The organism is Dietzia sp. Alg238-R159, assembly GCF_900537145.1.
GTDB classification, from domain to species: Bacteria; Actinomycetota; Actinomycetes; order Mycobacteriales; family Mycobacteriaceae; genus Dietzia; species Dietzia kunjamensis.
In genome coordinates, this window is sequence record NZ_UNRI01000011.1 from 38,709 (window position 1) to 53,305 (window position 14,597).

Sequence of the window (14,597 nt, forward strand, 5' to 3'; positions counted from 1 at the left end):
GACATGGCTCCCGCCGGGATTCCCTTGGCCGAAGGCGGGGAGGACCGCGACGGCCTGGAGATGGATGTTCTCCATCTGCCGCTCGGTCCGGTATTGCCGTTCTGGCCGGCCGGGCTCGTGCTGCACTGCTCGCTACAGGGGGACGTTGTCGTCGACGCCACCGCCTCGGTGATCGACGCGACGGAGCACAGGGCCGGAGCACCCGGTCGGCCCACGGACCACGCGTCTGCCACGGTGACCCAATGTGATCAGGTCATGGCACTGCTGGCACTGGCCGGTGCCGAAGACCTGGCGGACTGCGCCCGCCGTGCCCGGGACGGGATTCTGACGGGCGATCCCGGTGCCGCCCGTGACGCCGTCGAGCGTCTGCACCGGAAGGTTCGCAGGTCGCGGCTGCTGCGCTGGTCATTGCGGGGCGTGCTGCCGCTCGGCCCGGCCGATCTGGAGCGCCACGGCTTGCCGGGGCACTGCCTCGGGGATGCCCACGACCGGTTGCTGGCCCAACTGGAACGGATCCGCGTCGAGGTCGGCGGCGCAACGCCGGACCGGGCGGATGGCGGCTCAGCGCAGGAATCTGCGGACAAACTAACTGTACCGTGGGCGGTGGTGCCGGACCTGGTGACCGGTTTGGAGCTGGGCACTGTGCGCTTGGCGGTGGCGAGCCTTGATCTGGGCTCGCATCCTGCCGTCCGGGAGGTGGGGCATGTCTGAGACCGTGGTGACGACCGTGTCCGGTGGGTGGGCCGTGCTGGCCGGGGTGATCCTGTGTGGGCTGGCGTTGTTCGCGGTGGCGCTGGACGGGGTGCTCTCGTCGCCGGCGCGGGGCGGCGGTCGTGGCGGGCCCACTCCCCTGGCCCGTGCGGCCCGTCTGTTGCGGCAGCGTCGCCGCACGACGGTCGCCGCGGACACCCTGCTGTGGCGGATCGGCGGCGCGGGCATGCTGGTCGGGGCGTTCCTGATGATCGCCGTGATCCCGCTGGGCCGCTGGACACTGGCGGACCTCGACGTGGGAGTCGTGTGGTTCAACGCCGTCGACGTCATGGTGTGGGCCCTGGTCTGGCTGGCGGGGTGGGGCGCCAACTCCATCCACGGTCTGGTGGGCGGTTACCGCTTCCTCGCGCACGGGCTGGCCTATGAGCTGCCGCTGATGTTCGCATTGGTGGCCCCGGCGATCGCCGCCGGCAGTCTGGCGGTGGGCGACGTCGCGGCCGCGCAGGACGGCGTGTGGTTTGTGGTGTGGATGCCGGTGGCGTTCCTGGTCTTCCTGATCGGCGTGACCGGCTTCTCTGTATGGGGTCCATTCGCCCCGGCCCTGTCCGCGGACATCGTCGGCGGGGTGACGGCCGAACTCTCGGGGGTCGATCGGCTGGTCCTGCAGGCCGGGCGCTACCTGTTCCTCACCGCCGGGGCGGCGTTCTCGGTGCCGCTCTTCCTCGGCGGTGGTGCCGGGCCCGTCCTGCCCGACTGGGCGTGGGTGCTGGTCAAGACAGCGCTGGTGCTGACGGTTCTGGTGTGGGCGCGGCGCAAACTTCCGCTGCTGCGACCGGATCGGTTCATGGAGATCGGCTGGACTGTCTTGCTCCCGGCCGTCGTGGCCCAGGATCTGCTTGTGTCCCTCGTCGTGGTCTGGAAGGGCTGAGCCGTGCTGGTCGGGATCGTGTTCTGGGTACTCGCTGTGGTGGCGGTGACCGCGGGGACGGCCGTGTTCGTGGTGGACTCGATGGCCCGGGCCACCTACGCGCTGGCGGCATCGTTCATCGCCGTGGGGGTGATGATTTTGCTGCTGGGTCAGAGCTACCTGGGCATCATCACGATTCTGATGATGGTCATGGAGATGGCGGTGATGGCGGTCTACATGGTGATGTTCATGGGCATGAACCCGGCGCTGATGCCGATGGACATGACCCACGGGAAGAAGACCGCGATCGGCACCTCGGTCGGGGTCTTTGTGCTGCTGGCCGCCGGGGCGCTGCTGATCCCGTGGCCCGAGCGACGTGGCGCCCCACCCGAGGACCTCACCAACGCGCTGGGCCTGGAGATCATGGGCGAAAAGATGTTGGTGATGGCCGTGGTGGGCGCGGTCATGGTGGCCACCATCGTGGCCGGGATCGTCCTGGCCGCCGGGCGCACCCGCTACGACCGGCTCGGCGACGATCTGCGGCGCCGCCCGGCCGACGACCCCCAGCCGGGAGGTGTGGGTCGATGACCCTGGAGGCCGTTCTGGTGGTGGCCGCCGCCCTGTTCGCCGTCGGGCTCTACGGGGCCCTGTCCCAGCAGGTGGTGGTGATGGTGATGATGGGCCTGGAGTTGATGATCAACGGGGTGCTCCTGGCCGCCGCGGGGTTCTGGTGGTTCCTGGCCCCGGGCCCCTCCGGGCAGGTGCTGCTGCTGGTGGTGCTGGCGGCCATGACCGTGGAGATGGCCATGGGCTTTGCCGTGGCGACGCTGTTGCACCGCAAGCGGCAGACCGACATGACCGACATGGCCGAGGATCTCTCCGGATGACCGCCGACCAGACCTTGCTGCTGACCCTGGTGGTGCTCCCGGCTGCCGTGGGTGCGGTGCTCGCGCTGACCCGGGCGGAGCGGGTTGCGGCCCCGATCGCGGTATCGACCGCTGCCGTGACCGCGCTGCTGGCGGCTGTCGTCGCCGTTGCGCGGCCTGCGGTGGCGTTCCCGTTCATCGCCGGCGTCGACGTGGCATTGGAGGTCGACGCCCTGGCGGCGCTGACCCTGCCGATGGTCGCAGTGGTGACCCTTTTGGTGCTGGTTTTTGCGGCCGGCAACATCCGGGCGGCCCGGCCCCGCTTCCACGGGCTGATGCTGCTCTTCGCCGCCGCGGCCCTGATCACGGCCTCGGCCGCCAGCCTGCCAGCGCTGCTGTTTGCCTGGGAGTTGATGGGCGCGACCTCGTACGCGTTGATCGGGTTCTGGTGGCGGGACACCGACCGCGTCTCGGCCGGGCTCACGGCCTTCCTCACCACCCGTACCGCCGACCTGGGTCTCTACCTGGCCGCCGGCGCTGCCTTGGCCGGCGGCGCCGGTATGGGCCTGTCCGAGTTGCCGGCGGCGGAGAGCCCGTGGCGGCACGTGGTGGCGGCCGGGATCCTGGTGGCGGCACTGGGCAAGGCCGCGCAGCTGCCGTTCTCGTTCTGGCTCTCCGGCGCGATGAAGGGCCCCAGTCCGGTCAGCGCACTGCTGCACTCGGCGGCGATGGTGGCAATGGGCGGTTACCTGCTGCTGCGCGTGGAGCCGCTGCTCGCCTCCACCGGGTGGGCGGGCCCGGCCGCCGCGTGGATCGGGCTACTGACCGCGGTGGCGATGGGGATCGTGGCGTTGGCCCAACGGGATCTCAAACAGTTGCTGGCGGCGTCCACTGTGGCGCAGATGGGATTTGTGGTGCTGGCCGCCGGAGTGGGCGCGGTGAGCGGAGGTGCCGCCCAACTGGTGGCTCATGCCTCCACCAAGGCACTGCTGTTCCTCGCTGCCGGGGCGTGGCTCACCGCGTTGGGCACCGAGAAGCTCACGGAACTGCGCGGGGCGGGCCACCGATGGCCGGTGGTGGGCGTGACCGCGACCGTGGGAGCCCTGGCCCTGGCCGGGATCGCGCCGCTGTCCCTGTGGGCGACCAAAGACGCGGTGCTGGCTGGAGCCCTGGAGACCTCGGCCTGGCTCTACGCCACAGGACTGGTGGCGGCGGCCCTGTCGGCGGCCTACTCCGGCAAGGTCCTATGGACGATCTGGCACCGCGGGGCCCAGGCCCGGGTCGAGGAGCCCACCGCCGGGCGGGAGGTCGGCGCAACGCAAGAGCTCGGCACCGGGCAGGTGGGGGCGCTCGAGCAGGCCCCGCTGGTCGTGCTGGCCGCGGGGGCGGCCGCGGTGTCGGTGTTGGCGCTGCCCCCGCTCAGCGGCGCCCTCGCCCAGGCGATGGGCGGGCACGGCGAGGTGACGGCGCTCGAGCTCGTGGTCTCGGCCGCCATCGCCCTGGCCGTGGTGCTGCTGATGCGACGTCTACGCGCCCCGGAACTCGGGTGGGCCGAGCGGTGGCTGGGGCTGGAGGCTGCTGCGCACGTTGTCGTCGTCGTTCCCGTCATGCGGTTGGCGCACCTCCTGGCCCGGTTCGACGACGCGGTCCTGGACCGCGCCGTGACCTCCGTGGCCGGGGCCGTCCCGATGCTGGCACGGTCCGTGGCGCGGTTCGACGACGAGGTCCTCGACGCCGGAGTCGGAGCAGCCGCACGGGCCGCCCATACGGCCGGGCAGGGCGCGGCCCGCCTCGATGACGCCGTGGTCGACGGCGCCGTCGAGGGCCTGGCCGGTTGGGTTCGCCGACTCGGGCACCTGGCCCGCACCCCGCAGACCGGGGCCGTCCACCAGTACCTCCTGCAGGCCGTCGCGGTGCTCACCGTGGCCGTGGTGGCCTGGACCGTCTACGCAGTGATGGGATGAGCATGCTCAGTCTGATCGTCTTTCTCCCCTTGGCCGCCGCCGCCGTCCTGGCCGCGGTGCCGGCGATCGGGCCGGCGGCCGCGCGATGGGCGTGGATCGCGGTGAGCGTGCTGGAAGTGCTGCTGGTTGCCGTGGTGTGGGCCGGCTACAAGGACCCGGGACCGAACGGGCTGGCGTTCGAGGAGCAGGTGCCGTGGATCCCGGGGGTGGGCAGCAGTTACCACGTGGGCATCGACGGGCTGTCCCTGCCGCTGGTGGCGATGACGGTCGTGGTGTTCTTGGCGTGCGCTGTGTACTGCCTGCGGGATTCGGACCGGCCGCGCGTGCAGGCGGCGCTATTTTTGTTCCTGCAGAGCATGAGCCTCGGCGTGTTCGTTTCGGCCGACCTGATCCTGTTCTTCGTCTTTTTTGACCTGTCGATCGTGGGAATGTACTTCATCATCGCCGGGTGGGGCCACGGCAATGCGGCCCGGTCGGCGCTGAAGTTCTTCCTCTACACGTTCCTGGGGTCGCTGGCCCTGCTGCTGGGTTTCATCGGGCTGTATGTGTTCTCGGCGCCCCACACCTTTGACATCCCCGAGCTGGTCGCCGCACCCCCGCTGGCCGGTGAGCCGCTCGCCGGGGGGCTGGTGCTGGCGGCGATCCTGGTGGGCTTGGCCGTCAAGACCCCCACCGTGCCGTTCCACACCTGGCTTCCCCCGGCCCACACCGACGCCCCGGCCGCCGGCTCGGCCGTCCTGGCGGGGGTGTTGCTGAAGATGGGCGCGTACGGCTTCGTGCGGATCGCCATGCCGATGCTGCCCGAGGTCTGGCGGGCGTGGGCCTGGGTGATCGTGGCCGTGGGAATCGTCTCCGTGCTCTACGGCGCACTGGTGGCGCTTGCCCAGACCGACCTCAAGCGGATGATCGCCTACACCTCCGTCAACCACATGGGCTACATCGTCCTGGCCCTGGGTGCGGCCGGGCTGCTGGTGGAGGGTGCCGAGCAGGCCCGGTCCGTGGCGGTCACCGGCGCGATGGTGCAAATGGTCAGCCACGGACTGATCACCGCCGCCCTGTTCTTGCTGGCCGGGGTCATGCAGAGCCGGGCCGGGACCTACGACCTGGGTTTCTATGGCGGGCTGGCCGACCCCGCCCCGCGGTACGCGGCGCTGTTCGCGATCGGCGCCTTTGCCTCCCTGGGCCTGCCCGGGTTCTCCGGGTTCATAGCCGAGTTCCAGATCTTCGCCGGCAGCGTGGCCGTGGCCCCGGTGACCGCAGTGGCGCTAGTGGGCATCGTGATCACCGCCGCCCTGTTCCTGCGGGCCCTGCAGCGGGTCTTCACCGGGCCCGCCGCCGGGCGCTCCCCCGGGTTCGCGGACCTGCGGGCGCACGAGCTGTGGTCGGCCGGCCCTCTGCTGGCGCTGTCCGTGCTGATCGGAGTGCTGCCGCTGGTGCTGCTCGGGGTGATCGAGCCGAGCTCGGCCGCCCTCGTGGAACTGGTGGGACGGTAACCCGTGGACGCCTCCATGCAGATGAGCCCCGGGCTGCTGCTGCCCGAGATCATCGTCTTTACCGGCGGATTGGCGGTGCTACTGGGCGGATCGTTCCTCCCCCGGCAGCGCCAGTGGATCGCCCGCGCCGCGGCCGCCCTGGCGCTACTGGGCGCCGCGACCGCCGCCGCGGTGGCTATGGCCGGGCCTGCGCAAAGCGCCTTTGCGGGTACCTTTGCCGTGGACACCGCCACCGGCGCCGCACGGGTGATAGCCACCCTGGCCACCCTGCTGATCCTGGGGGTGGCCTCCGGGGAGCTCAAGGACTCCCCCCGCGAATCCGACACCTACGCCCTGCTGCTCTTCGCCACCGCCGGGGTGATGGTCCTGGCCGGGATCACCGACCTGTTGGTGCTGATCGTGGGATTCCTGCTGGCCAGCATCCCGCTGTACGGGATCATCGGACTCACCGGCGGCCGCTTGGGCGCCGAGGCGGCGGTCAAGACCTACCTCATGGGGGCGCTGTCCGGGATCCTGCTGATGCTGGGCGTCACCGTGCTCTATGCCCTGGCCGGAGGCACCGACTACGCCCTGCTCCGGGAGGCGTTGCCCACCGCACCGGACGCCGCCGTGGGGACAGGCATCCTGGGGGTGCTGGCCGGGCTGCTGTTCAAGGCCGGCGGGGTGCCGATGCACTTCTGGGTGCCCGACGCCGCCCAGGGCTCCGGGGTCACCGCCGCCACGTTCCTGACCACCGTGCCCAAGGTGGGCGCGCTGGTGGCCGTGTACCGGTTGGTGGCCACGGTCTCCGCCGAAGAGCACTCCTGGTTGCTCGTCGCCGCCCTACTGGCCACCGCCTCGATGTTCCTGGGCAACCTGGCCGCCTACTGGCAGACCGATCCCCGCCGGCTACTGGGCTGGTCGACCGTGGCGCAGGTGGGGTTCCTGCTGGTGCCCGTGGCCGCAGCCGGGCGCAGCGACCTGGCCCTGCCCTCGCTGTTGTTCTACCTGGCCGCCTACGCCGTGACCAACGTCGCCGCCTTTGCCGTGACCGCTGCCCTGCCCGAGCACCGGACGCTCGCCGAATACCGCGGGCTGGCCCGCTCCCGCCCAAGGTTGGGACTGACCGTGCTGGTGGCGCTGCTGGGGCTGGTGGGCACCCCGCCCCTGGCGATCTTCGTGGGCAAACTGACCACCGCCACCGCCGCCTGGGACGGCGGTCACGGGTGGCTGGCTCTGGTGGTGGTGGTCAACAGCGTGATCAGCCTCTTCTACTACCTGCGCTGGTTCGCCCCCGTCTTCGCCCGACCCGACTCCCAAGCCGCCGAGTTCCCCGGACGCGGCGGGATGGCCGCCTGGCCGGCCGTCACGGCCGCGGTCGCCGCGACCGCGAGCCTGGCGCTGGGCGTCCTGGCCGGTGTCCTGTGGGCTGCCCTCGACGGCCCCGGGATCCTGTAGGGCTGGGAGCGGCAGCCTTCCCCAGCCGGAAGGGGCGTCGAGTAGGTGCGGGAGGGAGCCGGGGGCCGTACAGGAGAGCCCGCTTATAGGAGAGAACCCCCTAGATCGTCGGTTGTCGCCGTAGGACCTAAGTCGCACACCCAGTCGAGCAACGACTACAGCGGCGCCGCGGGTTCAGCCAATGGCGCTGAGGAGGTCGCTGCAAGCCTTTTCGCAACGACGGCAGGCGTCAGCACACAGCTTGCAGTGCTCGTGCATGTCGGCGTGAGCCTCGCAGTCTTCGGCGCAAGTAGCGCACGCGGCACGGCAGGCCTTGAGCAACTCGGTGACCACGGTCAGGTTGCTGCCCGTTCGGCGACTCAGGACGGAAGCGGTGGCGACGCAGACATCGGCGCAGTCGAGATTGGTACGGATGCAGTTCCGCAGGTCGGCAACCGCCTCTTCTGCCAAGCAGGCGTCCGCGCACGCAGTGCAGGACTGCGCGCAGGCCAGCGCCGCGTCGATCGCCTCGGCGAGGCGGTCCACGTCCAGACCACTGGTGGGATTGGGGTGGGAGTTGATCATGGCGGTGGTGCTCATTGTTCCTCCGTAGTCGATGTCGTCTAGAACGCCTCCGACGGGCGGCGCAGTGGGTCTCCCTGCCGCAGGCCGTACCCGTCACCGTAGCCATCGCCGCCGCCCAGTTGGGAGATCGTCTCCGAAGAAACCAAATCGTTAGGCGCCCTGTCCTTGCCAGGCTGTCCAGCCGAATGCCGCAGCGTCGAGACCTTGATCCCTGGGAGTCGGCATGCCATTATCTGCGTATAAATGCAGATGCTAAGTGTGGCTTGACGGCGCAGAGTTCGTACGTTGAGCTAGCTGTCGAGGTGTTCGCCATGCTGGCGGATGCGACGCGAGTGCGGATCATTCTGGCCCTTCGCGACGGGGAGCTGTCGGTAAACCAGCTGGCCGAGATCGTCGACAAGTCCCCGGCGTCGGTATCTCAGCACTTGGCCAAACTCCGCCTGGCGCGAATGGCCTCAGCACGCCAAGACGGGCAACGAGTGTTCTACCGCCTGACTGACGAGCACGCCCGCCAGCTTGTCGCCGACGCGATTTTCCAGGCGCAGCACGCGGTGGACAGTCACCCCGCGCATCATGACCGCGACCGTCTGGGCCACGGGAAGATCACCGGCCTATCGTGATCGGTGTCCTTCGGAACAGCACCTATGCCAGGCTCTTCAGCGCTCAGATAGTCGCCCTTCTCGGCACCGGTCTGCTCACCGTGGCGCTCGGGTTATTGGCCTTCGACATCGCCGGGCAAGACGCTGGTGTAGTGCTAGGAACGGCGCTGACGATCAAGATGGTCGCGTACGTCGCCGTGTCACCGGTGATGGCGGCTATGGCCACCCGGTGGCGACGAAAGGCCGTTCTTGTCAGCGCGGACGCAGTCCGCGCTGCAGTGGCGTTGTCCCTGCCCTGGGTCAGTGAGGCCTGGCAGATTTATGTCCTGATCTTTGCGCTGCAAGCGGCGTCGGCGACCTTCACTCCGGTGTTCCAGGCAGTGATTCCCGATGTCCTTCCCGACGAAGCGCAGTACACCCGCGCATTGTCACTATCCCGCCTGGCGTACGACACCGAATCGCTACTGAGCCCCGTACTGGCTGCGGCGCTGCTGGCGATCATGTCCTACAACAATCTATTTCTGGGCACGGTGCTGGGATTTCTCGCCTCCGGCGCGCTCGTCCTGGTCACCGAAATTCCCGATGGCGCACGGTCCGAAGCCGCATCGTTTCGAGAACGACTGACCCGGGGCGTCCGGGTCATGCTGCGCACCACGGAGCTGCGCAGTCTGCTGGTGATGAACCTCATCGTGGCCACCTCCACCGCCATGGTGATCGTCAACACCGTCGTCGTGGTCAGAGGATCTTTGGATCGCTCCGAGAGCGACGTCGCGCTTCTGCTGGCCGCCTTCGGCGCCGGTTCCATGCTCGTCGCCCTCGTTGTTCCCCGAGTCCTCGACAAGATCGCCGATCGGCCCGTCATGCTCACCGGCTCAGCGATTATCCCGCCCGCCCTGGCCGCATCAGCAGCAGTGATCGCTCTACCGGCCGGCAGTGGGCAGTGGGCCTTGCTGATCACACTGTGGGCGATCCTTGGAGCCGCGACGTCGCTGATTCTGACCCCGTCAGCCCGCCTGCTGCGACGCGCCTCCGACCAAGTATCTCGACCTGCGGTCTTCGCCGCGCAGTTCTCCCTGTCCCACGCCTGCTTCATGCTCACCTACCCGATCGCCGGCGTTCTTGGCGCGATGCTCGGTCTACCTCAGACCGCGCTGATCCTCTCGGCTCTCGGAGTTCTCGGGGCCTTCGGTGCCTTCGCTCTCTGGACACGACCCGTCGCGTGAGCCGGGCGCACTGCCAGTCTGCGCCGCACGGTGCTCGTCAAGGGTGCGACTTGGTCCGAAACGGTTGCACCGCTGCGGAGCTGACTGGCTCACGCCGCCGGTGACCTCGTGCCCCACCCGCACGCACGTGCGCCCTACCGCAGGTGCGCCGGCGCGTCGCCGGGAGTGATACCGAGATGGATGTGATCTTGGTGGACGTCGTCGGAGAAGAACCCCTTGCGCGGTCCGTTAAGGTCGGCAGGTCCACCGACCTCGGTCGCCCCCAACTCGGCAGCTCGCCGCATCAACCGAAGCACACGATCGTCGCCGGGTCGGACGTCCACCACCGGCCGACCGTCGATCTCGCGGATGTCTACTGCTCGTCCCACGGCGTGATTGGACATTCGCGCGGTGGGATAGACCGTCTGGATGTGGCCTGTGTGCATTACCTGGATCGCCAGGGTGAACTCCCGGGACAGTGCGTGCAGTATCGCCAGCAGTCGGTTGTCCATCCTGCCGGTGCTGACATCGCTGCGGGCTGGGCCGGGCAGGATGATCTTCGGCTCGGCGAGCACCGCTGCCGCCGTGTCGGTCAACGGCAGCGACGGGCCCAGTGAGGTCGGCGCGACGAGCCGCTCGACGGCCCAACTCCCACCGGGGGGTCGAGCCAATCGCACGTCCACGACCAGTTCGCGGTTCCACGGTCCCGAGACGGTGTGCAGGTTCTGCTCCACCAGGGCGATGACGGCAGCGGTATCCGAGGCGAGCCCGCCGTACTGCGGATAGACGACGGTCAGTTCCCCGGCGCGGGCGTCCGGCAGTTGAAGTATCGACGCTGTCGACGCCACCGGCGGCGACGCGCCGGCGCGGATGAGGGTGCCCACGGCCGTTTCGCCGTCGCTCCAGTTTCCGGCGTTTTCCAGAAACGCCGCTGCGGTGCGCTTGATCTCCGGGCGTACTTCACCCGGCGCCGGCTGCCATCGGCTTGCCGCGGCGGACAACGGGGAACGAGGGGAACCGAGTTCGGCTCCACCCAGGTGAGGTGGCTGCGGTGTCGGCGTAATCACCGAGGGCGCAGGCCGTGGCGGGGCGGGGCCGAGGGTGCAGGACGCCACGGTGGCGGCTGACCCCGCAGTCAGCACCGTCAGCAATTGGCGCCGGGTCAGCTTCATCGGGGATCTGCCCCACCCTTGTCGCAGAACGTGCCGTGGCGGGCCGGAGGCACCACGGGGTGACGATAGCTGCGCACCATGTCGCCGTCGCGCGTGCGGTACTCGCTCCCCGGGCTCCATCCCAAGCGTTCATAGAACGCGCCGGCCCCGTCCGAGCCGGCGCTGGTGAACAACTCGGCGGTAGCACAGCCGCCCTCGTGCGCGTGGCTGAGAAACAGCTCGACCAGGCGGGCACCGACGCCGCTGCCCCGCAGCGACGGGCGAACGGTGACCGCGGCCAGCACGGCTACCGGCGCAGAATCGGTCCCTGCCGGGGGTGCGGCAGTCTGGTAGGTGAGTGTGCCAAGCAGGCGACGCGTCCACGGCCTGGCTCGGGTGCGCACGAACCGCACCGCCAGTGACGGGTGGCGCAGCAGTGACACGGCGGCGACCGCTGCCAGGACCAGCAGACAGCGGCGGTCGGCCAGCACCGCCCGCATATGTGCCGCTTCGTCGATCGAACCGAACAAGAAACCGCACACGTGCCCGCGGGCGTCGCACCGACAGACTGCGACCAGCGCCACGCCGTGCGGGGAATCAAGGTAGGTCCGGTGCCAGCGACGCATGAATCGTGGCCCCAGGCCGGGGAAGAAACCGGCCGGTAGCTGTTCAACGTGCAACTGCGCGGTCGCGCCGAGATCAGCGATCGTGGCGTACCGCAGCACGAGATCGTCCTCCGTCGCCGGTCCCGGCCGTGGGCAAGGCGCCGTCCGCGCACGGTAGAGCAGGCGGTAGCGCCACGTCGGTCGACACATAAGCTGACTCCCTTCTTCGGTCAAATCAGACCGGGCCCGGCCACTTGCGCGCCGGAAATGCCGGCTCGGTTAGTGGGAGAGCGGCCAGAGCTCGGAAACTCGACAGTGAAACTTGCATCTCGGCCGGGCCCGTCACTGTGCGCTCGAATGTTCCCGCCGTGGGCTTCGACGAGTGCGCGAGTGATGGTCAGGCCGATACCGCTGCCGCCACTGGGGCGCTCAGTCCTCGTAGACGAAGGACACGGACCATTCGCCGTTGAGGATCGACGGCTCACCGGCTTTATCATAGAAGATCGGGACCGACCGGATGGCTAGGCCCTCGATGGGGCCATGCTCCGGGGTGCTCACCGGAATGAGTAGCTCGCCGGCACCGCCAGCCTCGACGATGTACTCGTTGGTACCGCCCTGACGCACCTCGTAGACGTTCATCGTCGACTCGCGCAGCTCGGTGGACAATCGGACGGTCAGTGTGTGCTCGCTGCGCACCACGAATTCGGGCACCGGGTTGGTGAAGGAGTTGCCGTCCAGGTCGGTCGCGGTGAAGGGCAGAGCCTTGACGGTGCTGCGGTCGGTGGCCACGGTGATCTCCGACAGCACACCGAACCGGGCTTCCGACCCCTTCCACGCCCCCAGGATGGCGGCGATCATGATGATCATCCACGCCAGGATCGCCCAGGTGGCCGGGCGGACACGGCGGCCGGTCAGTTCGGATTCATTGCGGGAGCTCACAGTTTCGTTCTGCCGATCTCTTCGTAGTCGGACTCAGGGAGCCACCGGCTTCCCCGAGGTGCCGCGAACGGTTCCACCTAGCCCAGTGTGGTTACCCGGCTCGCCTCGCACGGTGCCAAAAAGCGTCTCCTGCCCGAGTCGAACCGGGGCGATAGCCGGCCCCGTTTCTTTCATTTCGCGGAGTTGGATGCTGCGCTTTCTAAAGCAGATATCGAGGCTGCGAAGTGCTCCTCAACCGTTCAGTTCAGGCCAGCATAGGAGTGCAGACCGGAGACCACGATGTTGATAAAGAACAGATTGAAGATGAGCACCGCGAACCCGGCGAGGTTGATCCAAGCGGCCTTCTTGGGGCCCCAGCCACTGGTGGCACGGGCGTGCAGATAGCCGGCGTAAAGGACCCAAGAGACGAAGGAGGCAGTCTCTTTGGGGTCCCAGCCCCAGAAGCGACCCCACGCGCCCTCGGCCCAGACAGCGCCCAGCAGGATGCCCACGCTGTAGATCGGGAATGCGATCACAGCGGTGCGATAGGCCAGTCGGTCGAGAGTGTCGGCATGCGGTAGTGGGCGGGAAAGCCCAGAGCTCCAGCCCGTTTCCTGACCCTGCGGTTGCCACACCCGGATCAGGTACATGATCGAGGCGACGCCGGATATCAGCAGTATGGCCGATCCCAGCGAGATGATCGAGACGTGGATGGGCAGCCAGTACGACTGCAGTGCCGGCACGACGGGAGAGGCTTCGGAATACAGGTTGGTGCCGCCGAAAAACAGCAGGATCAGAACCGGTACCAGTACGAATGGCCAGGCCACCTGTAGGGCCGGCTTGCGCAGGAAAATCAGCCCGGCGCCCACTCCCAGCAGCGTGGTGGCCAGAATGAACTCGTACATGTTGCCCCACGGGAAGCGACCTGTGGCCACCCCGCGCAGGATCAGCGCAGCCGCTTGGAAGAGGAAGGCGATGATGATGAATAGCTGTGCGATCCGTGCCCAGCGGACACTGCCTGCGGACTCACGGTCCTCGTCTCCGGTGTCGGTGAGAGAGGTTGATTCTGTGAGCCCGGGCCCACCGGCACCCACTAGGTTCCGGCTTGATTTAGTCACCTTGGCTACCCGGAATCCGGCGTAGTAGATCAACGATGCGACAAGCGCCAGCACGTATAGACCGAACGCGGACCTATACGCCAGGTCGCTGTAGGTGGAGAGCGTCTCGTTGACAGGCAGTCCCTGCGCGAGAATTACAGTGTTCACCGGATGGTGTCCTTCCACGAAGCGTCGGGGTCGTCGCCTCGACTAGATGCAGTGTCGCTAGGTTCGGGCAAGACGGGTGTAGCAGTAGCAATGGTGGCCAGCCGGTCCCGGAGGTCGTCGAATTCCCGGCCCCAGCCCGATCTGTCCGTCTTGGCGAGGCCGCCCAGGTCGACGCGGGTCGCCTGGGCCTCGTCGACAATGATCCGTGCCCAGATCCTTCGGCGACGGACCATCAATGACAGGACGAGTCCACCCACCATGACGGCAGCGAACACGCCAACCCAGATCTGAGTAGGGTCCTCCGAGACCTGGATGTTGATGAACTCGTCGGCTCCGTCGAAGCGGACCTCGGTGCCATCGGGCAGGGTCGTGGATTCGCCGGGCATGAGGTTGACGCGGGCCCTACGCTCCAACGCGCCCGACTCCATTAGGTCGGGGTCCAGCGAGAAGATCGACTGTGCGCCGCCATTGTCCAGGCCGGCGTTGCCCTGGTAGACGTCGATCGCCACCGCCGGGTCGTCCATCCGCGGGAAACGGGAGCTGAGTATGTTGCCGTCGAACGAGGCGGTCGGGGCGAACAGCCCCTGGATGGCGATCTGCTGCTCAAGGCGGTCGTCGATGTCCGGGTACATGCCGGCTGGCGGATCAAAGCGCATGATGCCGGAGGAGAGAAAAGTCAACAGGTCCGTCGGTTGCCACTGCACTGTGTCTGTACGGGTCTCGCCGTTGGGGAACGTGACCGTGAACGTGGGCGCGAAGCCGTGACCTTGGAGGTAGACACGGGTGCCGCCGATGCGCAGCGGGTGGTTGACCTGCAATGTGTAGGGCTCCCATGTGTCTGGATCGGTGGTGGTGACCTCCTCGCTGAAGCGAATGTTGGAGGTGAACATCTCCGCCTGGCCATTGGGTAGATAG

The 14,597-nt window shown here is 68.3% G+C and carries 15 protein-coding genes and 1 pseudogene; 9 read left to right on the forward strand and 7 right to left on the reverse strand.

Going from position 1 to position 14,597, the window contains the following annotated elements; translation table 11 throughout:
• Positions 1-3: 3 nt before the first annotated feature.
• Genes G6R20_RS16865 through G6R20_RS16895 form a run of 7 tightly spaced genes read left to right on the forward strand, consistent with a single transcriptional unit; the run spans position 4 to position 7,378 of the window.
• Positions 4-711, forward strand: coding sequence for a hypothetical protein (locus G6R20_RS16865; protein WP_223210110.1), 708 nt, complete (start codon positions 4-6; stop codon positions 709-711).
• Positions 704-1,639 carry a complex I subunit 1 family protein gene (locus tag G6R20_RS16870; RefSeq protein WP_017836399.1) on the forward strand — a complete coding sequence of 312 codons (936 nt, stop codon included), beginning with the start codon at positions 704-706 and terminating at the stop codon, positions 1,637-1,639. The genes G6R20_RS16865 and G6R20_RS16870 overlap by 8 nt, the downstream gene beginning before the upstream one ends.
• Before the next feature lie 3 nt (positions 1,640-1,642).
• A complete protein-coding gene (locus G6R20_RS16875; RefSeq protein ID WP_064257203.1) occupies positions 1,643-2,206 on the forward strand; it encodes an NADH-quinone oxidoreductase subunit J in 564 nt (187 codons plus the stop codon).
• A complete protein-coding gene (locus G6R20_RS16880) occupies positions 2,203-2,505 on the forward strand; it encodes an NADH-quinone oxidoreductase subunit K (protein ID WP_017836397.1) in 303 nt (100 codons plus the stop codon). The genes G6R20_RS16875 and G6R20_RS16880 overlap by 4 nt, the downstream gene beginning before the upstream one ends.
• Positions 2,502-4,448, forward strand: a complete 1,947-nt coding sequence (locus G6R20_RS16885) for a proton-conducting transporter membrane subunit (protein ID WP_163377090.1) — start codon at positions 2,502-2,504, stop codon at positions 4,446-4,448. Before G6R20_RS16880 ends, G6R20_RS16885 begins: the two co-directional genes overlap by 4 nt.
• 2 nt (positions 4,449-4,450) lie before the next feature.
• Positions 4,451-5,941, forward strand: coding sequence for an NADH-quinone oxidoreductase subunit M (locus tag G6R20_RS16890; protein WP_163377094.1), 1,491 nt, complete (start codon positions 4,451-4,453; stop codon positions 5,939-5,941).
• A 21-nt stretch (positions 5,942-5,962) separates the two neighbouring features.
• Positions 5,963-7,378: an NADH-quinone oxidoreductase subunit N gene (locus G6R20_RS16895; RefSeq protein WP_043565818.1), complete on the forward strand. Its 1,416-nt coding sequence runs from the start codon at positions 5,963-5,965 to the stop codon at positions 7,376-7,378.
• 174 nt (positions 7,379-7,552) lie between these two features.
• Here G6R20_RS16895 and G6R20_RS16900 read toward each other — a convergent pair whose 3' ends face one another.
• Positions 7,553-7,957, reverse strand: a complete 405-nt coding sequence (locus tag G6R20_RS16900) for a four-helix bundle copper-binding protein (RefSeq protein ID WP_069389151.1) — start codon at positions 7,955-7,957, stop codon at positions 7,553-7,555.
• Positions 7,958-8,127: 170 nt separating this feature from the next.
• On the opposite strand from G6R20_RS16900, the gene G6R20_RS16905 reads away from it, so the two are divergent.
• Both G6R20_RS16905 and G6R20_RS16910 read left to right on the forward strand, forming a co-directional pair.
• On the forward strand, positions 8,128-8,562 hold the full coding sequence (locus tag G6R20_RS16905) for a metalloregulator ArsR/SmtB family transcription factor (RefSeq protein ID WP_163377091.1): 435 nt from the start codon (positions 8,128-8,130) through the stop codon (positions 8,560-8,562).
• Positions 8,559-9,764, forward strand: a complete 1,206-nt coding sequence (locus G6R20_RS16910) for an MFS transporter (protein ID WP_163377092.1) — start codon at positions 8,559-8,561, stop codon at positions 9,762-9,764. The genes G6R20_RS16905 and G6R20_RS16910 overlap by 4 nt, the downstream gene beginning before the upstream one ends.
• A 134-nt stretch (positions 9,765-9,898) precedes the next feature.
• Here the strand turns inward: G6R20_RS16910 and G6R20_RS16915 are convergent, their stop codons facing one another.
• From G6R20_RS16915 to G6R20_RS16940, 6 genes and pseudogenes are all read right to left on the reverse strand, one after another.
• Positions 9,899-10,915: a hypothetical protein gene (locus G6R20_RS16915; RefSeq protein WP_240341538.1), complete on the reverse strand. Its 1,017-nt coding sequence runs from the start codon at positions 10,913-10,915 to the stop codon at positions 9,899-9,901.
• The gene (locus G6R20_RS16920) at positions 10,912-11,619 is read right to left on the reverse strand and encodes a GNAT family N-acetyltransferase (RefSeq protein ID WP_240341539.1); all 708 of its coding nucleotides are present in this window, start codon (positions 11,617-11,619) and stop codon (positions 10,912-10,914) included. Before G6R20_RS16920 ends, G6R20_RS16915 begins: the two co-directional genes overlap by 4 nt.
• Before the next feature lie 110 nt (positions 11,620-11,729).
• Positions 11,730-11,930: pseudogene (locus G6R20_RS16925) on the reverse strand (ATP-binding protein); the annotation flags it as partial.
• Positions 11,929-12,438, reverse strand: a complete 510-nt coding sequence (locus tag G6R20_RS16930) for a DUF2771 family protein (protein ID WP_007626376.1) — start codon at positions 12,436-12,438, stop codon at positions 11,929-11,931. The gene G6R20_RS16930 and the pseudogene G6R20_RS16925, both read right to left, overlap by 2 nt.
• 239 nt (positions 12,439-12,677) lie before the next feature.
• Positions 12,678-13,682 carry a c-type cytochrome biogenesis protein CcsB gene (gene ccsB, locus G6R20_RS16935; protein WP_017836393.1) on the reverse strand — a complete coding sequence of 335 codons (1,005 nt, stop codon included), beginning with the start codon at positions 13,680-13,682 and terminating at the stop codon, positions 12,678-12,680.
• Positions 13,679-14,597: cytochrome c biogenesis protein ResB (locus G6R20_RS16940; RefSeq protein WP_205475929.1), on the reverse strand; the 919-nt coding region annotated here is incomplete at its 5' end. The genes ccsB and G6R20_RS16940, both read right to left, overlap by 4 nt.

Bases quoted from the DNA above. Each gene is read 5' to 3' on its own strand.
- G6R20_RS16865 (WP_223210110.1), top strand. From the start codon at position 4: ATGGCTCCCGCCGGGATTCCCTTGGCCGAAGGCGGGGAGGACCGCGAC.
- G6R20_RS16870 (WP_017836399.1), top strand. From the start codon at position 704: ATGTCTGAGACCGTGGTGACGACCGTGTCCGGTGGGTGGGCCGTGCTG.
- G6R20_RS16880 (WP_017836397.1), top strand. From the start codon at position 2,203: ATGACCCTGGAGGCCGTTCTGGTGGTGGCCGCCGCCCTGTTCGCCGTC.
- G6R20_RS16885 (WP_163377090.1), top strand. From the start codon at position 2,502: ATGACCGCCGACCAGACCTTGCTGCTGACCCTGGTGGTGCTCCCGGCT.
- G6R20_RS16890 (WP_163377094.1), top strand. From the start codon at position 4,451: ATGCTCAGTCTGATCGTCTTTCTCCCCTTGGCCGCCGCCGCCGTCCTG.
- G6R20_RS16895 (WP_043565818.1), top strand. From the start codon at position 5,963: ATGAGCCCCGGGCTGCTGCTGCCCGAGATCATCGTCTTTACCGGCGGA.
- G6R20_RS16900 (WP_069389151.1), bottom strand. From the start codon at position 7,957: ATGAGCACCACCGCCATGATCAACTCCCACCCCAATCCCACCAGTGGT.
- G6R20_RS16905 (WP_163377091.1), top strand. From the start codon at position 8,128: ATGCCGCAGCGTCGAGACCTTGATCCCTGGGAGTCGGCATGCCATTAT.
- G6R20_RS16915 (WP_240341538.1), bottom strand. From the start codon at position 10,915: ATGAAGCTGACCCGGCGCCAATTGCTGACGGTGCTGACTGCGGGGTCA.